This is a genomic window from Rhodococcus sp. BP-349 (assembly GCF_019835845.1).
In the GTDB taxonomy this organism is placed as follows: domain Bacteria; phylum Actinomycetota; class Actinomycetes; order Mycobacteriales; family Mycobacteriaceae; genus Rhodococcoides.
This window is the reverse complement of sequence record NZ_JABUDR010000003.1, coordinates 571,890-593,573: the sequence shown is the minus strand read 5'-3', so window position 1 is coordinate 593,573 and position 21,684 is coordinate 571,890. Positions and strand designations below refer to the sequence as shown.

Annotated in this window: 24 protein-coding genes and 1 tRNA gene; 10 read left to right on the top strand and 15 right to left on the bottom strand. The window is 68.6% G+C overall.

What is annotated here, in order from left to right; genetic code table 11:
- From nrdI to HQ325_RS19175, 3 genes are all read right to left on the bottom strand, one after another.
- Nucleotides 1–438, bottom strand: coding sequence for a class Ib ribonucleoside-diphosphate reductase assembly flavoprotein NrdI (gene nrdI, locus HQ325_RS19185; RefSeq protein ID WP_222631798.1), 438 nt, complete (start codon nt 436–438; stop codon nt 1–3).
- A 135-nt stretch (nt 439–573) separates the two neighbouring features.
- On the bottom strand, nt 574–816 hold the full coding sequence (locus HQ325_RS19180; protein WP_222631797.1) for a redoxin NrdH: 243 nt from the start codon (nt 814–816) through the stop codon (nt 574–576).
- Between the two features lie 356 nt (nt 817–1,172).
- Nucleotides 1,173–1,733 carry an NAD(P)H-dependent oxidoreductase gene (locus HQ325_RS19175; protein ID WP_222631795.1) on the bottom strand — a complete coding sequence of 187 codons (561 nt, stop codon included), beginning with the start codon at nt 1,731–1,733 and terminating at the stop codon, nt 1,173–1,175.
- 87 nt (nt 1,734–1,820) lie between these two features.
- Between HQ325_RS19175 and HQ325_RS19170 the strand changes: the two genes are divergently transcribed.
- On the top strand, nt 1,821–2,417 hold the full coding sequence (locus tag HQ325_RS19170; protein WP_222631793.1) for a TetR/AcrR family transcriptional regulator: 597 nt from the start codon (nt 1,821–1,823) through the stop codon (nt 2,415–2,417).
- A gap of 2 nt (nt 2,418–2,419) precedes the next feature.
- Here the strand turns inward: HQ325_RS19170 and HQ325_RS19165 are convergent, their stop codons facing one another.
- The 3 genes from HQ325_RS19165 to moaA are packed head-to-tail and all read right to left on the bottom strand — an operon-like array spanning nt 2,420 to nt 4,516.
- Nucleotides 2,420–3,175 carry a fructosamine kinase family protein gene (locus HQ325_RS19165; RefSeq protein ID WP_222631791.1) on the bottom strand — a complete coding sequence of 252 codons (756 nt, stop codon included), beginning with the start codon at nt 3,173–3,175 and terminating at the stop codon, nt 2,420–2,422.
- A 2-nt stretch (nt 3,176–3,177) separates the two neighbouring features.
- The gene (locus tag HQ325_RS19160) at nt 3,178–3,435 is read right to left on the bottom strand and encodes a MoaD/ThiS family protein (RefSeq protein WP_308014667.1); all 258 of its coding nucleotides are present in this window, start codon (nt 3,433–3,435) and stop codon (nt 3,178–3,180) included.
- The gene (moaA, locus tag HQ325_RS19155) at nt 3,428–4,516 is read right to left on the bottom strand and encodes a GTP 3',8-cyclase MoaA (RefSeq protein ID WP_222631790.1); all 1,089 of its coding nucleotides are present in this window, start codon (nt 4,514–4,516) and stop codon (nt 3,428–3,430) included. The genes HQ325_RS19160 and moaA overlap by 8 nt, the downstream gene beginning before the upstream one ends.
- Before the next feature lie 89 nt (nt 4,517–4,605).
- On the opposite strand from moaA, the gene glp reads away from it, so the two are divergent.
- The 3 genes from glp to HQ325_RS19140 all read left to right on the top strand — a co-directional run bounded on the left by glp (nt 4,606) and on the right by HQ325_RS19140 (nt 7,240).
- Nucleotides 4,606–5,811, top strand: a complete 1,206-nt coding sequence (gene glp, locus HQ325_RS19150) for a gephyrin-like molybdotransferase Glp (protein WP_222631789.1) — start codon at nt 4,606–4,608, stop codon at nt 5,809–5,811.
- Nucleotides 5,812–5,888: 77 nt separating this feature from the next.
- Entirely contained in the window at nt 5,889–6,830 is a 942-nt protein-coding gene (moaCB, locus tag HQ325_RS19145) for a bifunctional molybdenum cofactor biosynthesis protein MoaC/MoaB (protein WP_222632594.1), read from the top strand.
- Nucleotides 6,827–7,240 carry a molybdenum cofactor biosynthesis protein MoaE gene (locus HQ325_RS19140; protein ID WP_222631788.1) on the top strand — a complete coding sequence of 138 codons (414 nt, stop codon included), beginning with the start codon at nt 6,827–6,829 and terminating at the stop codon, nt 7,238–7,240. The genes moaCB and HQ325_RS19140 overlap by 4 nt, the downstream gene beginning before the upstream one ends.
- On the opposite strand, the gene HQ325_RS19135 is transcribed toward HQ325_RS19140, so the two are convergent.
- A complete protein-coding gene (locus HQ325_RS19135; RefSeq protein ID WP_222631787.1) occupies nt 7,237–8,244 on the bottom strand; it encodes a GTP-binding protein in 1,008 nt (335 codons plus the stop codon). The genes HQ325_RS19140 and HQ325_RS19135 overlap by 4 nt on opposite strands.
- A 347-nt stretch (nt 8,245–8,591) precedes the next feature.
- On the opposite strand from HQ325_RS19135, the gene HQ325_RS19130 reads away from it, so the two are divergent.
- A complete protein-coding gene (locus tag HQ325_RS19130) occupies nt 8,592–8,936 on the top strand; it encodes an Lsr2 family protein (RefSeq protein WP_222631786.1) in 345 nt (114 codons plus the stop codon).
- A gap of 67 nt (nt 8,937–9,003) precedes the next feature.
- Here the strand turns inward: HQ325_RS19130 and HQ325_RS19125 are convergent.
- Both HQ325_RS19125 and HQ325_RS19120 read right to left on the bottom strand, forming a co-directional pair.
- Nucleotides 9,004–9,076, bottom strand: a tRNA-Ala gene (locus tag HQ325_RS19125).
- A gap of 93 nt (nt 9,077–9,169) precedes the next feature.
- Nucleotides 9,170–9,928, bottom strand: coding sequence for a thioredoxin domain-containing protein (locus tag HQ325_RS19120; RefSeq protein ID WP_222631785.1), 759 nt, complete (start codon nt 9,926–9,928; stop codon nt 9,170–9,172).
- A gap of 141 nt (nt 9,929–10,069) precedes the next feature.
- Here HQ325_RS19120 and HQ325_RS19115 point away from each other — a divergent pair, with 141 nt between their 5' ends.
- Nucleotides 10,070–10,792, top strand: coding sequence for a VIT1/CCC1 transporter family protein (locus tag HQ325_RS19115; RefSeq protein WP_308014768.1), 723 nt, complete (start codon nt 10,070–10,072; stop codon nt 10,790–10,792).
- Here the strand turns inward: HQ325_RS19115 and HQ325_RS19110 are convergent.
- The 3 genes from HQ325_RS19110 to HQ325_RS19100 form a co-directional block, all read right to left on the bottom strand.
- Entirely contained in the window at nt 10,733–12,058 is a 1,326-nt protein-coding gene (locus tag HQ325_RS19110) for an MFS transporter (RefSeq protein ID WP_308014668.1), read from the bottom strand. The genes HQ325_RS19115 and HQ325_RS19110 overlap by 60 nt on opposite strands.
- Nucleotides 12,055–13,695, bottom strand: coding sequence for a phosphoglucomutase (alpha-D-glucose-1,6-bisphosphate-dependent) (pgm, locus tag HQ325_RS19105; RefSeq protein WP_308014669.1), 1,641 nt, complete (start codon nt 13,693–13,695; stop codon nt 12,055–12,057). The genes HQ325_RS19110 and pgm overlap by 4 nt, the downstream gene beginning before the upstream one ends.
- A 110-nt stretch (nt 13,696–13,805) precedes the next feature.
- Nucleotides 13,806–14,480, bottom strand: coding sequence for an LON peptidase substrate-binding domain-containing protein (locus tag HQ325_RS19100; protein WP_222631784.1), 675 nt, complete (start codon nt 14,478–14,480; stop codon nt 13,806–13,808).
- 114 nt (nt 14,481–14,594) lie between these two features.
- On the opposite strand from HQ325_RS19100, the gene treZ reads away from it, so the two are divergent.
- Entirely contained in the window at nt 14,595–16,373 is a 1,779-nt protein-coding gene (gene treZ / locus HQ325_RS19095; RefSeq protein WP_222631783.1) for a malto-oligosyltrehalose trehalohydrolase, read from the top strand.
- On the opposite strand, the gene HQ325_RS19090 is transcribed toward treZ, so the two are convergent.
- Entirely contained in the window at nt 16,349–17,938 is a 1,590-nt protein-coding gene (locus HQ325_RS19090; protein ID WP_308014670.1) for an MFS transporter, read from the bottom strand. The genes treZ and HQ325_RS19090 overlap by 25 nt on opposite strands.
- An 89-nt stretch (nt 17,939–18,027) precedes the next feature.
- On the opposite strand from HQ325_RS19090, the gene HQ325_RS19085 reads away from it, so the two are divergent.
- Nucleotides 18,028–18,576: a TetR/AcrR family transcriptional regulator gene (locus HQ325_RS19085; RefSeq protein ID WP_222631782.1), complete on the top strand. Its 549-nt coding sequence runs from the start codon at nt 18,028–18,030 to the stop codon at nt 18,574–18,576.
- Between the two features lie 4 nt (nt 18,577–18,580).
- On the opposite strand, the gene ilvA is transcribed toward HQ325_RS19085, so the two are convergent.
- On the bottom strand, nt 18,581–19,912 hold the full coding sequence (ilvA, locus tag HQ325_RS19080; protein WP_222631781.1) for a threonine ammonia-lyase IlvA: 1,332 nt from the start codon (nt 19,910–19,912) through the stop codon (nt 18,581–18,583).
- 85 nt (nt 19,913–19,997) lie between these two features.
- Nucleotides 19,998–20,432 carry a nitroreductase family deazaflavin-dependent oxidoreductase gene (locus HQ325_RS19075; protein WP_222631780.1) on the bottom strand — a complete coding sequence of 145 codons (435 nt, stop codon included), beginning with the start codon at nt 20,430–20,432 and terminating at the stop codon, nt 19,998–20,000.
- Nucleotides 20,433–20,573: 141 nt separating this feature from the next.
- On the opposite strand from HQ325_RS19075, the gene HQ325_RS19070 reads away from it, so the two are divergent.
- Together HQ325_RS19070 and HQ325_RS19065 are read left to right on the top strand one after the other, a co-directional pair.
- Nucleotides 20,574–20,813: a hypothetical protein gene (locus HQ325_RS19070; RefSeq protein WP_222631778.1), complete on the top strand. Its 240-nt coding sequence runs from the start codon at nt 20,574–20,576 to the stop codon at nt 20,811–20,813.
- Nucleotides 20,814–21,049: 236 nt separating this feature from the next.
- Nucleotides 21,050–21,679, top strand: coding sequence for a hypothetical protein (locus HQ325_RS19065; protein WP_222631776.1), 630 nt, complete (start codon nt 21,050–21,052; stop codon nt 21,677–21,679).
- Nucleotides 21,680–21,684 lie beyond the last annotated feature (5 nt).

Genomic DNA, 21,684 nt, shown 5'->3' with positions numbered 1-21,684 from the left:
TCAGATGGTGCAGGTCGCGTCGAGCCGGTCCCAGAACTCGGTGAGTCCGGTGCGGACCCGCTCCACGTCCTCCGGGGTACCCATGACTTCGAAGCGATAGAGGAACGGGACCTGACATTTCGCCGAGACCACGTCCCCGGCGAAACAGTACGAATCGCCGAAGTTGGTGTTGCCCGCGGCGATGACGGCGCGGATGAGGGACCGATTGTGCTCGTCGTTGAGGAACCGGATGACGGGCTTGGGGACGTAACTCGTGTCGCGCCCCAGCGCGGTGGCGCCGCCGCCGTAGGTCGGGAGGATCAGGACGTACGGACGGTCGATCTCCACGTCGTCACGGGGATAGCGGACGGGGATGCGCGTCGCGGGGATCTCGAGCTTCTCCACGAACCGGTGGGTGTTCTCCGAGACGCTCGAGAAGTAGACCAGCGATTCGGACACGATGCTCCATCCTCCGCCGACTCTGCGCACTGCTTTCACTGTTGCGACGGCGCGGACCGGGTGGGCCGGCCGTCAGCGGTGAGTCGGGGACTCACCCGGGCCGGCCTCCTCGACGTCAGGCGCGGCGGTCGCGCTTCAGGCAGCGGCGGTGACGAGGGTCTTGATGCGGTCGGGGCGGAAGCCGGACCAGTGGTCGTCGCCTGCGACGACGACGGGTGCCTGCAGGTAACCGAGCGCCATGACGTAGTCACGTGCCTCGGGATCCTGCGAGATGTCGATGACGTCGTACTCGATGCCCTCTTTGTCGAGAGCGCGGTACGTGGCCTTGCACTGCACGCAGGCGGGCTTGGTGTAGACGGTGACGGTGGTGGCGCTCATGAATCCTCTTCTCCGCATCCTGTGTCCGGATGCGCTCGCTGTTCGCCCGAGAGCTGTCCTGCACTGCTGCTGTGGGATCGCACTGGAGAAAGCGAGACCCGCCGACTCTGCTGTGCACACCACTGACAACCTGCCCGAGAGACCTGGCCGGGCCCGGATCCACCCCTCCGAAAAGGGGGTGATGCGGGCCTCGAGCCGTGGTGGCCTCTCGGTGTTCAAGACACTACACCTAGTGTCCGACAGTGCAAGGCAACACCACACTTTGTAATGACACTCGTGGAATTACCTGGTCGGACGCGGATATTCGCGGCGTGTCGCGGTACGTCGGGCGCGTCGCGACACGCCCCCGCTCGCAGTCAGGCGTCGACGAGCTCGGCGCGGGTGAGAGCAGTCACGACCTCGGCGATGTCCGCGGCGATCTGTGAGTTGTCACGGGGATGCCCTCCGTCGATCGCGGCCACCACGCCACCGATGGCGAGGTCGACGTCGTCCAGCACGCTCGCGCCGGCGATGCGTGCCGCCTTGGCCGTGTCCTCCTTGGCCCACCGGGCACCGTTCGCACTCGGTGAGGAACTGATGACGGCGGTGGACTTCGCCGAGATGGCGCCGCTACCGTACGGGCGGGAGAGCCAGTCGATGGCGTTCTTGAGGACTGCCGGGATGGTGCCGTTGTACTCGGGCGTGAGCAGCAGCACGGCGTCGGCGTCCTGCACGGCCGAGCGCAGAGCGGTCACGGTGTCGAGCGAGGCGACCGACTCGGGGGTGTCGATGTCCTCGTTGTAGAACGGAAGGTCTCCGAGACCCTCGTGGATGACGACCTCGACACCCTCGGGTGCGACGGACGCGGCGGTCTCGGCGAGGCGACGGGTGATGGAGGCGGCGCGGAGGCTGCCGACGAGTGCGATGACGCGGCTCATGAAATGAGTCCTTTCGAGGAAGTGTGTGTCTGTGATCTACAACCGGACCGTAGTCCACTTTCTTCCGTGACGCGCTATCCTGGGGGTGTGACACATGCCCCGCTGCCGATGGCAGCCGACGACAGCGAGCGCTGCGACGCCGCGCGCAACCGCCGTCTGCTCCTCGATGCCGCGATCGGGCTGGTCGACGAGCGCGGAGCCGACGCCGTCACCATGGATGCCGTGGCGTCCCGCGCGGGCGTGGGAAAGGGCACGGTGTTCCGCCGGTTCGGAAACCGCGCAGGTCTGATGTTCGCGCTTCTGGACCATACCGAGACCGAACTCCAACAGGCTTTCCTCTTCGGTCCTCCCCCGTTGGGCCCCGGCGCACCACCGCTCGATCGACTCGTCGCGTTCGGCCGTGCCCGCCTCGACCTGGTCGCGGTGCAGGGCGAAGTGCTGCGGGCCGCCGAGAACTCCCCCGTCTCGCGCTTCTCCGCGCCCGCCCACGCGGTCGGCCTGACCCATGTGAGCACACTGCTGCGGCAGACCGGCGTGTCCGGCGACGTCACGCTGCTGGCCTATGCGCTGCTCGCTCCGCTCGAGGCCACTCTCGTGCTGCATCTGCAACGCGACGCAGGAATGACGACCGAGCGCCTCGCCGACGGTTGGGAAGACCTCGCCCGCCGCATCGCCTCCGCCTGACCTCAGGCCAGCGCGAGGGTCCGCGTCGCGGCGTCGGCCAGTGCCACGCCGTAGCTCCGGCCGTGACCGGCCGCGTGCACCGCGAGTGGGTGCAGCTGGTGCAGGGGCACCCGTTCCTCGGCACCCGGAGCGAGCTCGTGCTGCTCCTGATAACCGTCGAGCACATGCTCGAGGTGCGGACAGCCGAAGAGTGACAGCATCGCGAGATCCGTCTCGCGGTGCCCGCCGTGCGCCGCCGGGTCGATGAGCGTCACGCCGCCGGGCGTCCAGAGCACGTTGCCGGTCCACAGGTCGCCGTGCAGACGCGCGGGAGGGTCGGTCGAGTCGAACGACCCGTCCGCGACGACGGAGCAGGCGCGCTCCACGAGGTCGGCCTCGTCCCGCGTGACCGTGCCGGCGTCGACCGCGACACGGAGATAGGGCAGCACCCGTTGCTGTGCGTAGAACTCGCCCCAGCGGTAGTGCTCCACCGACGACATGGTGCGTGATCCGATGAACAGCGTTCCGTCGAAACCCGCAGGCGGCGAGCCGAAGCGGGGAGCACCACTGTCGTGGGTTCGGGCGAGCAGTGCGCCGAACCGGCGAGCGGCGTCGGGTGTGGGCCGGACGGAGTCGAGGCGTTCGAGAACGATGTGGTCGGCAGCGACCTCGAGGACGTCGACCGTCGGCGCTCCCCCGTCGGCGAGCCACCGCAGACCCGCTGCCTCGGCGGCGAAGAAGTCGGGATGCGCATCCTTGCGCCGTTTGACGAACGACACCGCTAGCCGCCGGCGAAGGGCGGCAGGACGTCGACCCGGGAACCGACCGGGTAGGCGTCATCGCGGACCATCTCGTCGCCGATGAGGAACACCGCCACCGCCAGCACACGATCGAGTTTCTCCCCGTGGCGTCCACGCAGCGCCGACTTCACGTCCGCCACGGTCGCACCGACCCTCAGCTCGTACGACTCCTGCGTGGTGCCCGCAGCGTCCGCGGCCCCCGCGAAGTACCGCACGCCCACCGTCACGGACTCAGCCACCGATGGCACCCATCGAACGTTCCGGCGGCACGAAGTCCTCACGTTCCATCCCGTGCCCGGCCCACTTGTTCCACATCGCTCCACGCCAGAGGTCGGCAATGTCTTCGTCGGCCGCACCCCCGCGCAACGCCACCCGCAGATCGGTCTCGGAATCGCTGAACAGGCACGACCGCACGGTCCCCTCCGCCGTCAACCGCGTCCGATCGCAATCGGCGCAGAACGAGCGGGTCACCGAGGCGATGATCCCCACCGTGGCGGGGCCACCGTCGACGGTCCACTCCTCGGCCGGCGCCGACGGGTCGGTGCGCCCGATCTCGGTGAGCGTGAACCGCTCCCCGAGCACGTCCAACAGTTCCGCCGCCGACACCATCGTCGAACGGGCCCACTCCCGGTCCGCGTCGAGCGGCATCTGCTCGATGAACCGCAGATCCACACCCCGGTCCAGGCACCATTGCACCAGGTCGCGGGCGCCGTGCAAAGTCTCGCGCATGAGAACGGCGTTGATCTTGACCGGCGTCAGACCGGCCGCCAGGGCACCGTCGATACCGGCGAGCACCGTGGGCAGCCGGTCCCGCCGGGTCAGCGACGCGAAGTGCTCGCGGTCGATCGTGTCGAGGGAGACGTTGACCCGGGTCAGACCCGCCGCGCGCAGCCGCTCCGCTCGGCGTTCGAGGCCGATGCCGTTGGTGGTCATCGACAACTCGACACCGGGTGCGTGCTCAGCGGTCAGGGCGATGATGTCCACGATGTCCTTGCGGACCAACGGTTCGCCGCCGGTGAAGCGGACCTCGCGCACCCCGAGGAGCTGATCGGCGATGCCGACGAGGCGGGCGATCTCCTGCGCGGTGAGCAGTTGCTCGAACTCCAGGTTCGGCAGCCCCTCCGCCGGCATGCAGTAGGTGCATCGCAGCGAGCACTTCTCGGTCACCGAGATCCGCAGATCCCGCGCGATGCGACCGAAACTGTCCACCAGGTGCGGCACATCGGGACGGCCCACCATCATGTCCTGCGGACCCGATAGGGCGGACGGCGCACGTACGACACCGGGCAGGCTGGGCATTCCCATGCTCACCGTCGTCATCCGATCACCTCCACTAGCCGTTCAGGTCAGTATGCCCGTTCTGGGCAACGGGAACCCGGCCCTCCTCATTCCCGCTCTAGGATGACCGCATGGGCCATGCGCACACGACGTCGGCACGCTCGGTCGAGGATCACGCCGTTCGGATCGACGAGATGATCACCCGCGCGTGGTCCGCTCGCCCCCCGGAGACGGTTCCGCTCACCGATGCGCTCGGCCGCGTGACGCACGCGGACATCGAGGCCCTCATCGACGTCCCCAACTTCCGGAACTCCCAGATGGACGGATACGCGGTCGACGTGGAATCGGTTGCCCGCGTACCGGTCACACTGCCGGTCACCGGTGTTCTCGCCGCCGGCGATGCCGGGAACGAACGGCATCGGTCGGGCACGGCACGCAAGATCATGACCGGGGCTCCGGTACCCGAGGGCGCCGACGCGGTGATCCCCGTCGAGGACACCGAGATGGACGGGGACGGTGTCCGCATCCTCGGCTCACGGCGCTCGGGTGAGTACGTGCGGGAGCAGGGCAGCGACATCGCGGCGGGGTCGGTCGTCGTCCCGGCCGGCACGACGCTCGGCCCCCGTCACCTCGGCGCTCTCACGGCCGTCGGCCGGTTCGACGTCACCGTCCGCCCCCGGCTGCGCGTCGCGGTCATCGCTACCGGCGCCGAACTCGTCGAGGCGGGCAGCGCGCTCGGACCCGGCCAGCTGTACGACTCGAACGGTCTCACGCTCGCGTCCTCGGTGACCGCGGACGGCGCCGTGGTGACGTTCCGCGGCCGCAGTACCGACACCGCCGACGAGTTCTCCGCGATGCTGGCCGACGCGACGGAGGCCGCGGACGTGATTCTCACCTCGGGGGGTGTCTCGATGGGCGACTTCGAGGTGGTCCGAGACGTTCTCGGGCCACGAGGAGGGACGTTCACTCACGTCGCGATGCAACCCGGTGGGCCGCAGGGGTGGACCGACCTCGACGGCACTCCGGTCATCAGTTTCCCCGGCAATCCCGTGAGCACCCTGGTGTCCTACCTCGTCTTCGCCCGTCCGGTGATCCGCAGGCTCGCGGGCCTACCGGGGGCAGCGATCATGGAGCGGATCGCCGACGACGCCGTCCACTCCCTCCCTGGACGGCGGCAATTCCTGCGCGGCCGGCTCACGGAGACGGGCGTCGTGGTGTCGTCCGGACCGGGGTCGCACCTGGTGGTGTCGATGGCCGCGGCGGATGTCCTGGTCGACGTGCCCGCGGACACCGTCGAGGTACCCGCGGGCAACAGTGTGCGAGTGTGGCCGTTGTGAACGATTCCCCCGCTGTGACGTCGTCCGAGGGTGCGTACGGAGCGCTCTCGCACCTGGATTCCGATGGCCGAGCCCGCATGGTCGACGTGAGTGGCAAGAGCGAGACCACGCGCACTGCGGTCGCCGCCGGATCGCTGCGGACGACTCCGGACGTGATCGCCCTGGTGCGTGCCGACGGCATGCCGAAAGCCGACGTCCTGTCGACCGCGCGTATCGCCGGCATCGCCGGAGCGAAGCGGACCTCCGATCTCATTCCGCTGTGCCATCCGCTTCCGCTGTCCTCGGTCGCGGTGTCCTTCGGCTTCACCGACGACACGATCACGATCGAGGCCACCGCCGTCACCACGGGGCGGACGGGTGTCGAGATGGAAGCACTCACGGCGGTGTCGATCGCCGGGCTCACGCTGCACGACATGGTCAAGGCCGTGGATCCGGCAGCGTCCATCGAGTCGGTCCGTCTCATCCGCAAGGAAGGAGGTAAGCGCGGCGTGTGGACGCGCGAGGACCACCACCCCGACACGACCCCTGCGGCAACGTCTCTCGGCGACCGCACGGCGGTCGTCGTCGTCGCGTCCACCGGCAGCGCTGCCGGGACGCGCGAGGACACCACGGGACCACGTATCGTGTCGTGGCTCGGCGACCGAGGTTTCGAGGTCCGCGGGCCTCTCGTCGTGGCCGACGCCGACGTGGCCGCGGGTTTGCGGGATGCCCTCACCGGCGGGCCGGCCCTGGTCGTCAGCACCGGGGGCACGGGTGTCTCCCCCACCGATGCCACTCCCGAGGCCACCCGGCCACTGCTGGATCGCGAACTGCCCGGTGTCGCAGAGGAGATTCGGCGTACGGGACTGGCAGCCACCGTGCACGCCTCCATCAGCCGGGGGCTGGTGGGAGTCGCCGGAAGAACGGTGATCGTGAACCTGCCCGGATCACCGGGTGGAGTGAAGGACGGACTGACGGTGCTGGATCCGATCGTGGACCATCTCGTCGCCCAGGTACGCGGGGGCGGTGCTCACGAATGACGAACATTCTCGCCCGGATCTCGAGCGATCCGATCGATCCGGCGGAGGTCTCCGACGCCGTCTCGGGTCCCGAACATGGCGCTGTGCTGGTGTTCTGGGGAGTTGTGCGCGACCACGACCACGGCGAGTCGGTGTCCGCACTCGAGTACCGAGCCCACCCCGACGCCGAGAAGTTCCTCCGGCGCTGCTGCGAGGACGCGGCCGCGTCGTCCGGTCTGCCGACGGCGGCAGTGCATCGCGTCGGCGACCTCACGATCGGTGACACCGCTCTCGTTGCCGCGGTCGCGTCTCCCCATCGCGCCGAGGCGTTCGCGGCGTTGCAGGCGTTGGTCGATCGCATCAAGACCGAGGTGCCGATCTGGAAGCGCCAGCAGTTCCCCGGCGGGACGAGCGAGTGGGTGGGACTCTAGCGGTCGCCGGTGCGCAAGAACCTGTGCACCACGAGTGATTCTGCGTCGGTGGCACTCTCGGTGCGGATCATCGACTCGATCCGGGCACGCGCCGCCGCGACGTCGAGTCCCGAGCCGATGAAGACCAGTGCGGTGTCTCCGCGGGACGAGGCGGTCTCGACGTCGATGTGGACGCCGACCGTCTGGACGACGAATCGCGCTGCGCCACGGCCGAAGCGGACGAACCCCTTGGATCGATACAGCCCCGGTGGCGGGTTCTCGAGGAACTCGAAGAACGCCCGCGGATCGAGGCAGTCGCCGGTCTCGACGCTGAACGTCTCGTAGCTCGTGTGCAGGTGGTCGTGGGGGTCGTCCTGCTCCCGCAGGAGATCGTCGAGGGCGAGTTGCCGGGGCCCGTCGTCCGGGCGCTCCGGCGGATCGAGAAGGAGCGACACGTCCACGGCGCCGTGCGACGTCACCACCGTGGGGGCAGCGGGAGCCGCGTCGCGCACCAGCGTGAGCACCTCGTCGATGCGTCCGGGATCCACCGCATCCGCCTTGTTCACCACGACCAGGTCGGCGAGACCGAGATGCTGAGCGAGGTGCTGGTGCCGAGCCGTCGACTCGAGCACGTGCAGGGCGTCCACGACCATCACCATGCCGCCGTACCGGATGCGCGAGTCGGTACTCGCGACGACCATCCTGATGAGAGCACGTGGCTCCGCCACACCACTGGCCTCGACGACGATCGCGTCGACGGCGTCACTGGTCGCGGTGAGTGCCCCGAACATCTCGTCCAAGTCCTCCGTGTCGACCGCGCAGCACAGACACCCGTTACCCAGGGTGATCATCGAGTCGACCTGCCCGGCGACCAGCATCGAGTCGATGTCCACGGCGCCGAAATCGTTGACCACCACACCGATTCGAATCCCGTGATTGCGGCGAAGGAGATGGTTGAGCAACGTCGTCTTGCCGGATCCGAGGTACCCGGCCACGAGGACGACCGGAACAGCGCTGCGAGACACCGCGTCAGGGTACGTCAGCCGGCTCCGACTCACCGATGCACGTGCAGTCGAGGATCGCGCACGACCCACTCTCCGCCGTGGCGCGAGCGCGCCGAGTGGATTTCCTCCGCATCACCAAGAATGGCGTGGCAAATTGGTTGAACGTGTGATGATCGGTAGCCGTCCGTGACCCCTTCGTGACCGTTCCGCAGTCCGAACGGCGTGAATCGCGATATCCGTGCACAATGGCTCCGCGCTCCGAGAAAATGACGTGTACCGGCCGCCCCCGACCGAATTGGAAGGGTGTCGCACACGGTATGGTCCCGATAAAGCGTGAGTGACCGAGCACAGCGAGGAAAGCAGAAGACATGGCGAAGAAGGTCGTTGTTCAGCTGGTCGACGACATCGACAGAACACCTCTCGAGGACGACGGCGAGCACATCACGTTCGCCGTCGACGGAACTCATTACGAAATCGATCTCGGACCCGAGAATGCCGCCGAGTTCCGGCGTGTCGTGGGCTATTACATCGAGCACGCGGCGAAGGTGTCGTCCAGAGCGCACAGCGGCCGACGGAGCACGAAGCCGATGGGACGCCGCAGCCCCGAACAGACCAGGGCTGTGCGCGAATGGGCCGTGCAGGCGGGATTCACGGTGTCGACCCGAGGGCGCATTCCGTCCGAGGTGCAGAGCGCGTACAACGCCGCGCACTGACGCCGGACACGAGCATCACACGCGAAAGGCCCCGTACCTGATCGGTACGGGGCCTTTCGTGTTCGGGTGGAGCTAAGGGGACTCGAACCCCTGACCCCCACACTGCCAGTGTGGTGCGCTACCAGCTGCGCCATAGCCCCGTGCTCTTCTCACCGCGAGAAACAGTGTTTCGCACCGCTCGAAGAACGCTCGACCGAAGTTACACCATCGGTTCGACGAGGTCCAAATCCGCGTCAGCCGAGATCGGACACCCAGGCGGAGTTGGTGGTGGTGTCGACGATCGCGCCGTCCACGATCACCGTCGGGGTTCCTCGCGCGCCGGCAGCCGCGAGCGCTGCGCTGCCTGTCGCGGCGTCCGTGGCGGCGTCCGCCACCCGCGTTCCGTCGGTGATGCACTGCGCAGCCTCGGCGGAGGCACCCGCCTCGGTGGCGCGAGCGGCGAGCTCGTCGTTGGTGTGATCTGCGCTGCCGTTCTCCTCCGGCTGGAAGTCCGCAGAGAACAGGGCCGAATGGAAAGCGGAGTAGGCGGGCCCGTCCCCCTCGGCGGCGACGCACTGCGACGCGGCAGCAGCCCGCGTGCTGTAGTCGCCGCTGGCCGACAGCTGATTCAGGAAGTCGAGCATGTGGTAGCGCACCGCGATGGTGCCGTCGTCGATCTTCTGCGCGAGTTCCTGGCCGTAGGTGTTCTCCAATTCGGCGCAGTACGGGCACATCGCGTCCTCGTAGATGTCGACCGTGCGTGTCGCCTCCGGCAGACCCAGCCGCACCACCCCGTCGTCGTCGACCGAGGTGGTGACCGCCGCATTCTGCACGGACCCGTATCCGTCGGCGCGCGGCTCACTCCGGGAGTTCTGCCACAGCACTCCACCGATGACGACGGCCGCGATGACGAGAAGAGCCAGACCACCGAGAACATAGGTCGATGTGCTCGACGACTTCTGCGGCGTGTACTTGCTCGACGATTTCGATGACGACGATTTCGAGGCATTCACGCGAATACTGTGTCACGCGCGACTGACAGTGTGCTGAGAACTGGATGTCAGGTATGCCAATGCTTGCTGGTAGAGACGTTCCGGCGCGCGTACATTCGCCCCGTGACCCACATCGAACCCCGTGATCCGCAGGCGTCCGCCGTGCCCGTCGAGGAAGGCCCCGGCCTGCCCCACGACATCGATCACACGCACGCCGACGTCTCCGGGGGCTGGCTCCGGGCCGCCACGTTCGGGGCCATGGACGGACTGGTGACCAACACCTCGCTCATCGCGGGTGTCGGCGGTGCGGGCGTCTCGACGCACACGCTCGTGCTCAGCGGTATCGCCGGCCTGGTCGCGGGAGCGTTCTCCATGGCACTCGGCGAGTTCACGTCGGTGTCCACTCAGAACGAGCAGATCGACGCCGAGGTGACCACCGAGCGTGCCGCGTTCACGAAGTACCCGGAGGCCGAACAGGCCGAGCTGGTGGGCATGCTCACCGACATGGGCATGTCGACCGAGACGGCCACTGTCGCCGCGCGCGAGATCCACACGGACGCCGATCGTGCGGTGGATCTGCACATCTCGCGGGAGTTGGGTGTCGACCCCACCGAGAAGCCGTCACCGTGGGTCGCGGCCGGATCGTCCTTCGTCCTGTTCTCGATCGGCGCGATCATTCCGATCGTCCCGTTCCTGTTGGGATCGGACGTCCTCGCCCTCGGGCTCGCGTGTGGGGCCGTGGGTCTCATGATCGCGGGCGCACTCGCCGCGCACTTCACCTCACGATCGACCGTCGTCGGGGCGCTCCGCCAACTCCTCTTCGGCTCACTCGCCGTCGCGGCGACCTATGCCGTCGGATCCCTCATCGGTGTCGGCACCACCTGAGTCATCGTCCGGGTCCATCGGCACCGCGGTGGGCTTTCCGGTCAGAGACACCCGCCCGGACCGCGTGTCGGGGACGACCATCCAGCCCACCGCGGCAATCAGCAGGATGGCGCCCGAGGTCCCGAACGCGGCCGCGTAGGAGAGTTCCGTCACGAGAACACCGGCGACCAGCGGCCCGATGACCGAGCCCACGTCCATGGCCATCTGGAACGCCGCGAGAACAGGGCCTCCACGGGCTCGGGAGCCGATCATGTCGGCCACCGCCGCCTGCTGGGTCGGTGTGATGAGCCCCGACCCCAGCCCGGCGACGAAGGTGATCGCCAGGAACACCTCCGTGGACCCCGAGATGCCCATGGTCGCGGTCGACGCGCCGCACAGCAACAGCCCGGTGACGAGGAACGGCTTGCGCCCGTACCGATCGGACCATCGTCCCGCGGGCACCAACACCACCGCGTTGCCCACCGCGAACACCGCGAGAGCCACCGCGGCCATCGAATCGCTGCGTCCGAGTGCGGCGACGACGAACAGGGGCACGATGGCCGTGCGCACGCCGAACACCGCCCACCCGTTGGCGAAGTTGGACAGCAGGGCCGACCGGTACGTCGGCGAGCGCAGGGCGTCGGCGAAGCGCAACACGACTGCCGCGTCGCGGTCGGCCTCGGTCGTCGCGGCGGGGGTGCGCAGGCCCACCGCGACGACGGCGGCGGCCGCGACCAGCGTCACGGCGTAGAAGACGAACGGCGCCCGCAGACCTCCGACACCGAGCACGATGCCACCCACGAACGGCCCGAGGACGGTGCCGGCGAGAAAGCTCGACGCGTACATGCCGGAGACGCGTCCGCGGCGATCGGGCGGGGCGATCCGGATGAGCAGCCCCAGGGCGGACACCGTGAACATGGTGGACCCGATGCCGCCGAGCGAACGGAACAGCAGGAGTTGCCAGTACGTCTGGGCCAGAGCGCACAGCCCGGTCGACACCGCGACGACCACGAGACCGGTGAGGTAGACCCGGCGCTCGCCGATGCGCTGCACCAGCGATCCGCTGGCGGGCGCGAAGATCAGACGAGTCGCCGCGAAGGCGCTGATGATGACGGTGACCGCGAACTCGTCGACCCCGAACGCGAGCGCGAAACCCGGGAGTGCGGGCGCGACGATGCCGAAGCCGAGTGCGATGACGAATGCGGCCGAGACGAGGATCCAGATGTCGCGAGTGGGATCGGGGGCGGTCCCCCGCGTCCCGGCACCGGCCCCTGCTGCGGCGCTCACTCCCCGGTCAGGACGGACGACACGAGATCGCGTGCGGCGCTCTGCACCTCGGCGAGGTGCTCCGCGCCGCGGAAGGACTCGGCGTAGATCTTGTAGACGTCCTCCGTACCCGACGGCCGGGCGGCGAACCAGGCACTGTCCGTGGTGACCTTGAGTCCGCCCAGAGCCGCCCCGTTCCCGGGAGCCGAGGTGAGCGTGGCGGTGATGTCCTCCCCCGCCAGGGTGGTCGCGGTGACCTGCTCCGCCGACAGCTTCGCCAACACGGCCTTCTGCTCGCGCGTCGCGGGCGCATCGGTGCGTGCGTACGACGGGTCACCGAACTGCTCGGTGAGCTCCCGGTAGCGGGTCGACGGTGTCTTCCCGGTCACCGCGGTGATCTCGGAGGCGAGCAGGGCCAGGATGATGCCGTCCTTGTCGGTGGTCCACACGGATCCGTCCGTCCGCAGGAAGGAGGCGCCGGCACTCTCCTCGCCGCCGAACCCGATCTCACCGGAGACGAGACCGGGCACGAACCACTTGAACCCCACGGGCACCTCGAGCAAGGTGCGGCCGAGCGAGGCCACGACGCGGTCGATCATCGAGGAACTGACGAGGGTCTTGCCGACCGCCGCCTCGGCGGGCCATCCCGGCCGGTGCGAGAACAGATAGTCGATCGCCACCGCGAGGTAGTGGTTCGGGTTCATCAGTCCGCCGTCGGGGGTGACGATGCCGTGCCGGTCCGCATCGGCGTCGTTGCCCGTCGAGACGTCGAAGTCGTGCCGAGCCCCGATCAACGACGCCATGGCGTTGGGCGACGAGCAGTCCATCCGGATCTTGCCGTCGGTGTCCAGGGTCATGAACCGCCACGTCGCATCGACGAGCGGATTGACCACGGTCAGATCGAGGCGGTGGCGCTCGGCGATGGCCGCCCAGTAGTCGACGCTCGCACCGCCCAGTGGATCGGCGCCGATGCGGACACCCGCGGACCGGATGGCATCGATGTCGACGACGGACGGGAGATCGTCCACGTAGGTGGTGAGAAAGTCGTACTTCTGCACGGAGCCGGCCAGTGCCGACGCCAGAGTCACGCGCTTCACGGAGGACACACCGGAGCGCAGGATCTCGTTGGCGCGAGCCGCGATCACCGAGGTGGCGTCGCTGTCGGCGGGTCCACCGTTCGGCGGGTTGTACTTGAAACCGCCGTCGCGCGGCGGATTGTGGGACGGCGTGACGACGATGCCGTCCGCGAGCGCCGACGGACCCGAGGCGTTGTGACGCAGGATCGCGTGGCTCACCGCTGGGGTGGGTGTGTAGCGGTCTGCCGAATCCACCAGCACCGCAACGTCGTTGGCCGCGAGGACCTCGACTGCGGTGACCCACGCAGGCTCGGAGAGCGCGTGGGTGTCGCGACCGAGGAAGAGCGGTCCCGTGGTGCCCTGCGCGGACCGGTACTCCACGATGGCCTGTGTCGTGGCCACGATGTGGTCCTCGTTGAAGGCGCCGTCCAGAGACGATCCACGATGTCCGGAGGTACCGAAGACGACCTGCTGATCGGGATTCTCGACGTCCGGCTTCACGCTGTAGTAGGCAGTCACCAGGTGCGACAGATCGACCAGATCCGATGCCTGTGCCCGTTGTCCCGCTCGCTCGTGAGCCACTCGGGTCCTCCTGTGTCGATTGCGTACCCCCGCCCCGAGAAGCCTAGTGGGCGAGCACCGACCGCGGACCACGACTGTCGGATCGAGACCCCGACCGCGTCGTCGGACGGTCAGAGATCGGGCAGCGCGGAGAACTCGGCGATCGCGATGACGTCGTCGAGGGCGGTCGCGAGGACGTGGAGTCGTCGTCCGACCGTCTCCGCCGCGAGCACCTTCGCGCGATCGGACGAGCCGAGCGGCAGGGACGACGCGAACTCCCAGACCTCGGCGACGGAGCGCGTTCCGTCCGCGTCGACACGCGGCGCCTCGGGTGTGGGCAGATCCCGCGAGCGTGCGATCCCGGTCAGGATCTCGAACAGCCGGTCGGTGCGCTCCTGGACGAGGTCGTACACCTCGTCCAGCGACTCGTCGGCCTGCGGGAGATCCGGCCAGGCGGTGACGCGCGCCCGCGGATAGGGATCGTCCGGCAGCCACTCCAGCACTCGGATCCGATCGATGCCGCGGCATTCGAGCACGAAACGCCCGTCGGGTGTGGGGAGGGCCCGATCGATTCGGGTCGACACCGCGGCCGCGCCGCGGACGTCCCCGCCGCCGACCTCGTGGCCCCGCTCGATCAGCGCCACCCCGAAGTGCGACTCGGTGTCCAGGCAGTGCTGCACCATCGCGCGGTACCGGGGCTCGAACACGTGCAACGGCACGTCGTCTCCCGGGAGTACCACCGAACCGAGCGGGAACATGGGTAGCTCGTAGATGTCGTCGGACCGGGCGTGCATGTCGTCGTCCACACCACCAGCATGCACTCACCGCGACCACAGCGGCAGAACCTGCCGACCAGGGTGTGGTGCAACTCCCCCGCCTGTCCGGTGTCGGTGGCCCGGCTACTGGGTAAGGATGCGTCCATGAGCACTCCGGTTCGCGCCGCTTCCCGCACCACTGGACCCCGGACGTTCGCGGTCTGGGCACCCACACCCGAGCGGGTCCGACTGCACCTCGACGGTGACCTGCACCCGATGACCGAGAAGGACGGGTGGTGGACCACCGAGGTGCCCGCCGCCGACGGTGCCCGGTACGGCTTCGTCCTGGACGACGACGATGCGGTGATCCCGGATCCGCGCTCGCCGCGGCAGCCGGACGGCGTGCACGAGGCGTCGGCGCTGTACTCCGCGGACGCCTTCGCGTGGACCGACGACGCGTGGACGGGTCGCCCGCTGGCGGGCGGCGTGCTGTACGAGCTGCACATCGGCACCTTCACTGCGGAGGGGACCTTCGACGCCGCGATCGACCGGCTCGATCACCTCGTCGACCTGGGCGTGACCTTCGTGGAGGTCATGCCCGTCAACGGTTTCAACGGGACACACAACTGGGGCTACGACGGCGTCCTCTGGTACACCGTCCACGAGGGCTACGGCGGTCCGGAGGGTTTCCAGCGGTTCGTCGACGCCTGCCACGCCCGGGGGCTGGCCGTCACGCTCGACGTGGTCTACAACCACCTGGGGCCGTCGGGCAACTACCTCGAGAAGTTCGGCCCGTACATGTCGGAGGGTGCGAACTCCTGGGGACAGACGGTCAACGTGGCCGGCGCGGAGTCGGACACGGTGCGGCGTTACATCATCGACAACGCGTTGCGGTGGTTCGAGCAGTTCCACGTGGACGCGCTGCGCCTCGACGCGGTGCACGCCCTGGCCGACACCACCGCCACCCACATCCTCGAGCAGCTCGCCGTGGAGACCGAGGCCCTGTCGGCGCACGTCGGACGCCCCCTGAGTCTCGTCGCGGAGAGCGACCTCAACGACCCGACGCTCATCACTCCCCGTGCGGGCGGCGGATACGGCCTCACTGCTCAGTGGGATGACGACGTCCACCACGCCGTGCACGCAGCGGTGTCCGGCGAACGCCAGGGCTACTTCGGTGACTTCGGCTCGATGCAGTGCCTCGCGACCACCATCACGCAGGGCTTCTTCCACGCCGGGACGTACTCCACCTTCCGTGGCCGCGTGCACGGTCGACCCCTGGACCGACGGGTGCTGCCCGCGAGCTCGCTCGTCGCGTACACCACGACGCACGATCAGGTGGGCAACCGCGCCATCGGCGATCGTCCCGGGTTCTCACTCACGCCGGGGCAGCTGGCGGTCAAGGCGGCGCTGATCCTGTTGTCCCCCTTCACCCCGATGCTCTTCATGGGTGAGGAGTTCGACGCCTCCACCCCGTTCCAGTTCTTCACCTCCCATCCCGAACCCGAGCTGGGTGAGGCGACCGCGAAGGGGCGCAAGGCCGAGTTCGCGTCCCACGGATGGGACAGCGAGGACATCCCGGACCCGCAGGATCCTGCGACGTTCGAGAACTCGAAGCTGAACTGGGACGAGGTCACCGAGGGCGATCACGCCCGCGTACTCGACTGCTACCGAGCACTTCTCGCGCTGCGCGCCGAACGCACCGAGATCACGAACCCGTGGTTGACCGGCGTGCACGTCGACTACGACGAGGACGCCCGATGGATCGTGATCCACCGGGCGCACCCCACCGCGGGCCGTGGCCTGAGCATCGCGTGCAACCTGACCGAGTCACCGGTGACCGTGCCGGTGGGCGGCGCACCGCTGCTGTGGTGGGACGAGCCGACACCGAACGCGACGGCGTCGGCGACGACCGTCCCGGGTCACTCCTTCGTCGTACTGGAGTGACCCGCCGCGTCGGCACCGGTGTCGCCGGTGTCGGAGCCCCGAAGCGACAGAGCGACCAGAAGAGCGTTGCCGGCCAGCACGATCGCGGTGGCCACCGCTGCGACGTGCATGCCGTCGACGAAGGCGGCGCCGGCCGAGGTGGTCAGAGCGTCACCGAGGTCGGCAGGTAGCGTCCGCGCGAGCGAGACAGCCTCACCGATGGTCTCGCGGGCGCCCGACGCGGTCTCCGGATCGAGGGCCGACGTGTCGATGCCGCCGCGGAACACGGCCATGACCACCGAGCCGAGCAATGCGACGCCGAGGGCGATACCGAGTTCGTACGCCGTCTCCGAGATGGCGGACGCCGCGCCGGCCCGTGGTGCGGGAACCGAGGCGATCACCAGATCCGACGTCAGCGTCAACGCGAGGCCCGCGCCGACGCCGACCAGGACGAACGACGCCATGAACACGGCGATCCCGTCCGTCTGACCCAGACGTGTCAGCAGCAGTGCCCCCACCGACGAGATCGTGAGTCCGACGGCGAGCACGGTGCCCGCCTCCCACCGACGCACGAGATGCGCCGCGGCCAGAGACGCGATGATGCTCGACGCCGTTCCCGGCAACATGATCAGGCCGGCCTCCAACGGAGACGTTCCGAGAACCGACTGCAGATATTGCGACCCGAAGAACAGCACGCCCGCCAACGCGAAGACGGACAGCAGGTTCGTCGCGACGGCCGTCGAGAACCGTCGCTGCGCGAACAGCGTCAGATCGATCATCGGGGCGGCGAGTCGGCCCTGCCGGCGGACGAAGACTGTGCCCGCGGCGAGGCCGATCAGCGCGACCGGAATCATAGAGGGGTGCGGCCCGTGGGCCGCCGTCTCCTTGATCGCGTAGACGACGGGAACGATCGCGAGAATGGACAATGCAGCACTGAGTACGTCGAATCGGCCGGGCTCCGGGTCCTTGGACTCCGGAATGGTGAACGGACCGACGACGACCAGCGCGATCATGATCGGCACGTTGATCAGAAAGACCGAACCCCACCAGAAGTGCTCGAGAAGCCAACCACCGACCAGTGGTCCCGCCGCCGCACCGCCGCCGGCCATCGCGCCCCAGACACCGATCGCGAGGGTGCGTTGACGCCGTACCTGGAACCCCGCGCGGATCAGGCCCAGGGTGGCGGGCATCAACGTCGCACCCGAAATGCCCTGCAGCACACGGGCGGCGATCAACATCGCGGGGTCCACAGCGAAGGCGGCGAGCACCGAGGACAGACCGAAGCCGACCGCTCCGATCAGGAGCAGTCTGCGCCGCCCGATGCGGTCGCCGAGCGTACCCATGGTGACCAGCAGACCGGCGAGGACGAACGAGTAGACGTCGATGATCCACAGCAACTCGGTGCTGCTGGGGCGGAGATCGGCACTGAGGAACGGCAGCGCGATGTCGAGCACGGTGCCGTCGACGGCGATGAGCATCACGGCACCCGCCAGCACCACCAGGCCGAGCCAGTCGCGGCGCGTCGCGCCGGTCGGCTCGAGACCATCGGGGTTCGGCTGAACGGACGCCGCCGGGGACACGGACACGACACACCTCTTTCATTTACCGTCTGGACGGTACAGTCGACGGACTCCCACAGCGTAGCAACAACCGTCCGGCCGGTACAGTGCATGTCATGGCAGCCGGCACACGCGACCGCATCCTGGACGCCCTCGAGTCGCTGCTCCTCGGCGACGGAGCGGACAAGGCCACCCTCGAAGCCGTGGCCTCGCGCGCCGGCGTCTCGAAAGGCGGTCTGCTGTACCACTTTCCGAGCAAGGACGCAATGGTGGCCGCGCTGGTGCGGCGCCTCGGTGAACGCTCCGACGCCCAGCGCATCGAGGCGGAGGCCGCCGGCACCTCACTGGCGCAGTTCTATCTGCAACCACCCGACGCCTCGTCCGACGAGGAGATCGCGCTCTACCGCTCCACCCTCGCCGCACTGCGCAGCATCGACGGGCGGCCCGGCGAGGTGCAGCAGGCCGTCATCGAGGTGATGGGCATGTGGGACCGCGCGCTGCAGCGCGAGGTGACCGATCCGGTGCAGGCCGAGATCGTCCGTCTGGTGGGTGACGGCATCTACCTCGCCGCGCTGCTCGGTCTTCCGCACACACCGCCCGACCTGCACCGCGAGGTGGTCGACCGGCTCCTCGGTGCCGATACTGGGAGCACCGGTCCCGCCTGACGACTCAGGTGAGATAGCGGTACGCGGGTGACCCGGGCTCGAGGTGCTCGACGTGCATCGGCGACGTCTCCATGCGCTCGAGGAGCGACGACAGTCCGGTGGCCGAGCCGAGCTCGATACCGACCAGCGCGGCACCCGTCTCACGGTTGTTGCGCTTGACGTACTCGAACAACGTCACGTCGTCGTCCGGACCGAGCACGACGTCGAGGAACGTTCGCAGGGCGCCCGGCTCCTGCGGGAAGTCGACGAGGAAGTAGTGCTTGAGCCCCTTGTGCACGAGCGAACGCTCGAGAATCTCTCCGTAGCGCGAGACGTCGTTGTTGCCGCCCGAGATCAGGCACACGACGGAGGATCCGGCCGGGATGTCGATCTGCGACAGCGCGGCGACCGACAGTGCGCCGGCGGGTTCCGCGATGATGCCCTCGCTCTGGTAGAGATCCAGCATGGCCGTGCAGATGGCACCCTCGTCCACCTGCGTGACCACCACGGATCCGCGTCCGTCGTGACCGGCGCCGACCGGGACCGAGGCGTGTGACTCGACGGTCGCGCCGAGCGACGACACGACCCGGTACGGCAGATCGCCGATCCTGCGCACGGCAGCGCCGTCGACGAACGGGTCGATCTCGTCGAGTGTGACCGGGCCGCCGGCCATGAGGGCAGCTGCCATGGACGCGGCGCCCGTGGGCTCCGCACCCACGACAGACGTGCTCGGGGACCGCTCGGCGAGGTATGCCGACACTCCTGTCATGCACCCACCGCCGCCCACCGCGACCACGACGATGTCCGGAACCGCACCGAGCTGATCCAGGATCTCGGCGGCGATGGTGCCCTGTCCGGCCACGGTCCTCGGGTCGTCGAACGGGGGCACGATGGTGGCGCCGGTGGTGCGGACATCCGCGAGAGCGGCCGCGGCGGCCGCATCGAACGTAGAGCCGACGCTGATGACCTGCACCATGTCGCCGCCGTGGAAGGCGATACGGTCGCGCTTCTGCCTCGGGGTGTTCGTCGGAACGTAGATCCGACCGCGGATGCCGAGCGCCCGGCACGCGAACGCGACGCCCTGCGCGTGATTACCGGCGCTCGCCGCCACGACGCCGACCGCGCGCTCGTCGTCGTCGAGTTGCAGCATGAGGTTGTACGCGCCGCGCAACTTGTACGAGCGCACGCGCTGGAGATCCTCGCGTTTGAGGTGGATCCGTGCGCCGGTCTGCTCGGACAGTCGGTCGCAGTACTCGAGGGGAGTCCGGGCAGCCACGTCCCGCAGCCGTACGACCGCGGCATCGATGTCGTCTGCGGTCGGCGCAGCGGCGTCGGTACGGCTCGTCGTCTCGGTCACACGAACATGCTGCCACGGTGGTGCGACGACCACCGACCCACCCTCACCTGCGGAACGGCCGCGGACGAGGGCGACGAATCAGCGCTCAGGCCCGCTCGAGCACGAAGACCGGAATCTCGCGGTCGGTCTTCTTCTGATAGTCCGCGTAGTCGGGGTATGCGGCGACCGCACGCTCCCACCACTGCTCCTTCTCCTCGCCGTGGACCTCACGCGCGACCATGTCCCACTTCTCGGTCTTGTCGCGCAGTTCCACGTGCGGATCCGCGATCACGTTGAAGTACCAGACCGGGTGCTTGGGCGCTCCGCCGAGCGAGGCGACGGCCGCGTACGCACCGTCGTGTTCGACGCGCATCAGCGGGGTGCGACGCAGCTTCCCCGTCTTGTTCCCGATGGTCGTGAGGAGGATGACGGGCATCCCCCGCATCTCGGTGCCCTCGGTCCCTCCCGAGCTCTCGTACAGGTCGGCCTGATTGGCGGCCCAGGTGGACGGACTCGGCTCGTACTCTCCGTGCAGCGGCATGATCCCAGTACACACACCTCGGCGGTCTCCGGCAACCATCCGCAGGGTGATCAGCAGGTTTCGGTCGCCCTAACTTCCATGTACGTGTAGCCTGGGGAGCAACGCATGGCACACGGAACACGAATGGTTCGGGAGGCGAACATGACCACGGTCGACCTGCAGTTCACACGCCCGCGGCACTCGACCAGCGTTCGTACCGTGGACGTGGCCGGCACCGACTGGCCGCTCTACAAGCTCGAGAGCATCATGGTCGCCGTCATCCTCTTCGCCGCTCTCGCACTGTCCGTCAGCATGCAGACGGCAGTCCTCACCTCCGCCGCTGTCGGCGTGACGCTGTGGTGGGCCCTCGGCGCGACCGAGCGGTTCCGCACCCGACACTGATCACGGACAGACGCCGACGGGGCGCCCATTCCATGTGGGCGCCCCGTCGGCGTTCGCGTGGTCCGGCCGCGGATCAGGAACCGAACGGCAGGACACCGGGGGCCAGGTAGAGACCGCTGCTCCCGGCGGCGATGCCTCCGACGAGTTCGAGCACGGCGTTGATGAAGTTGGTGATCATGGGGGTCGTCCCTTTCGGTCGAGTTCGGCGTGACGATCCGACGGTACCGTCCGTTCCTGTGAACAGTCACGAGCTCGTCTGGTACGTCGGCTACGGTTCGAACACCCTGCCCGCACGCCTCGACGCCTACCTGGGTGGCTCCGCGTCAGACAGCAGATTCGGTGCACACGCCACTCCTCGGACACTCTCGCCTCCGCGCGAGCATCGCTGGATCACCGTGCCGCACGCGGTGTACTTCGCCGGCGTCTCGGCGCGGTGGACCGGAGCGTCCGCGTTCCTCTCGCTCGCGCTCTCCCCCGAATCCGACTCCGACTCCGACTCCATCGCCCGCGCCTACCTACTGGACTGGGCCGCCCTCGACCACATCGCGACGGTGGAGAACGCGCAGACGGAGCAGACACTCGACGTCCGCGCGTCCGCACCGACACGGCCGGGAGCGTGGGCGCTGCTGCCCGTCGAGGTGTCGTCCGAGCCGCATCGCGGCAAGTACGACGCGGCACTGCGCCTGGACGACATCGACGGCGTCCCGGCGATGACTCTGACGTCGAGCCACGTGCGAGAACGCGGAGTGCCGGCCGACCGCTACCGCGACGTCATCGCGGAGGGCTTGCGGGACAACCCGTTCGGCGTCGATCCCGATGCCTACCTCTCGGCGGCCGTCGAGCGGTCGGCCGGCGTCCGACGGTGAAGCAG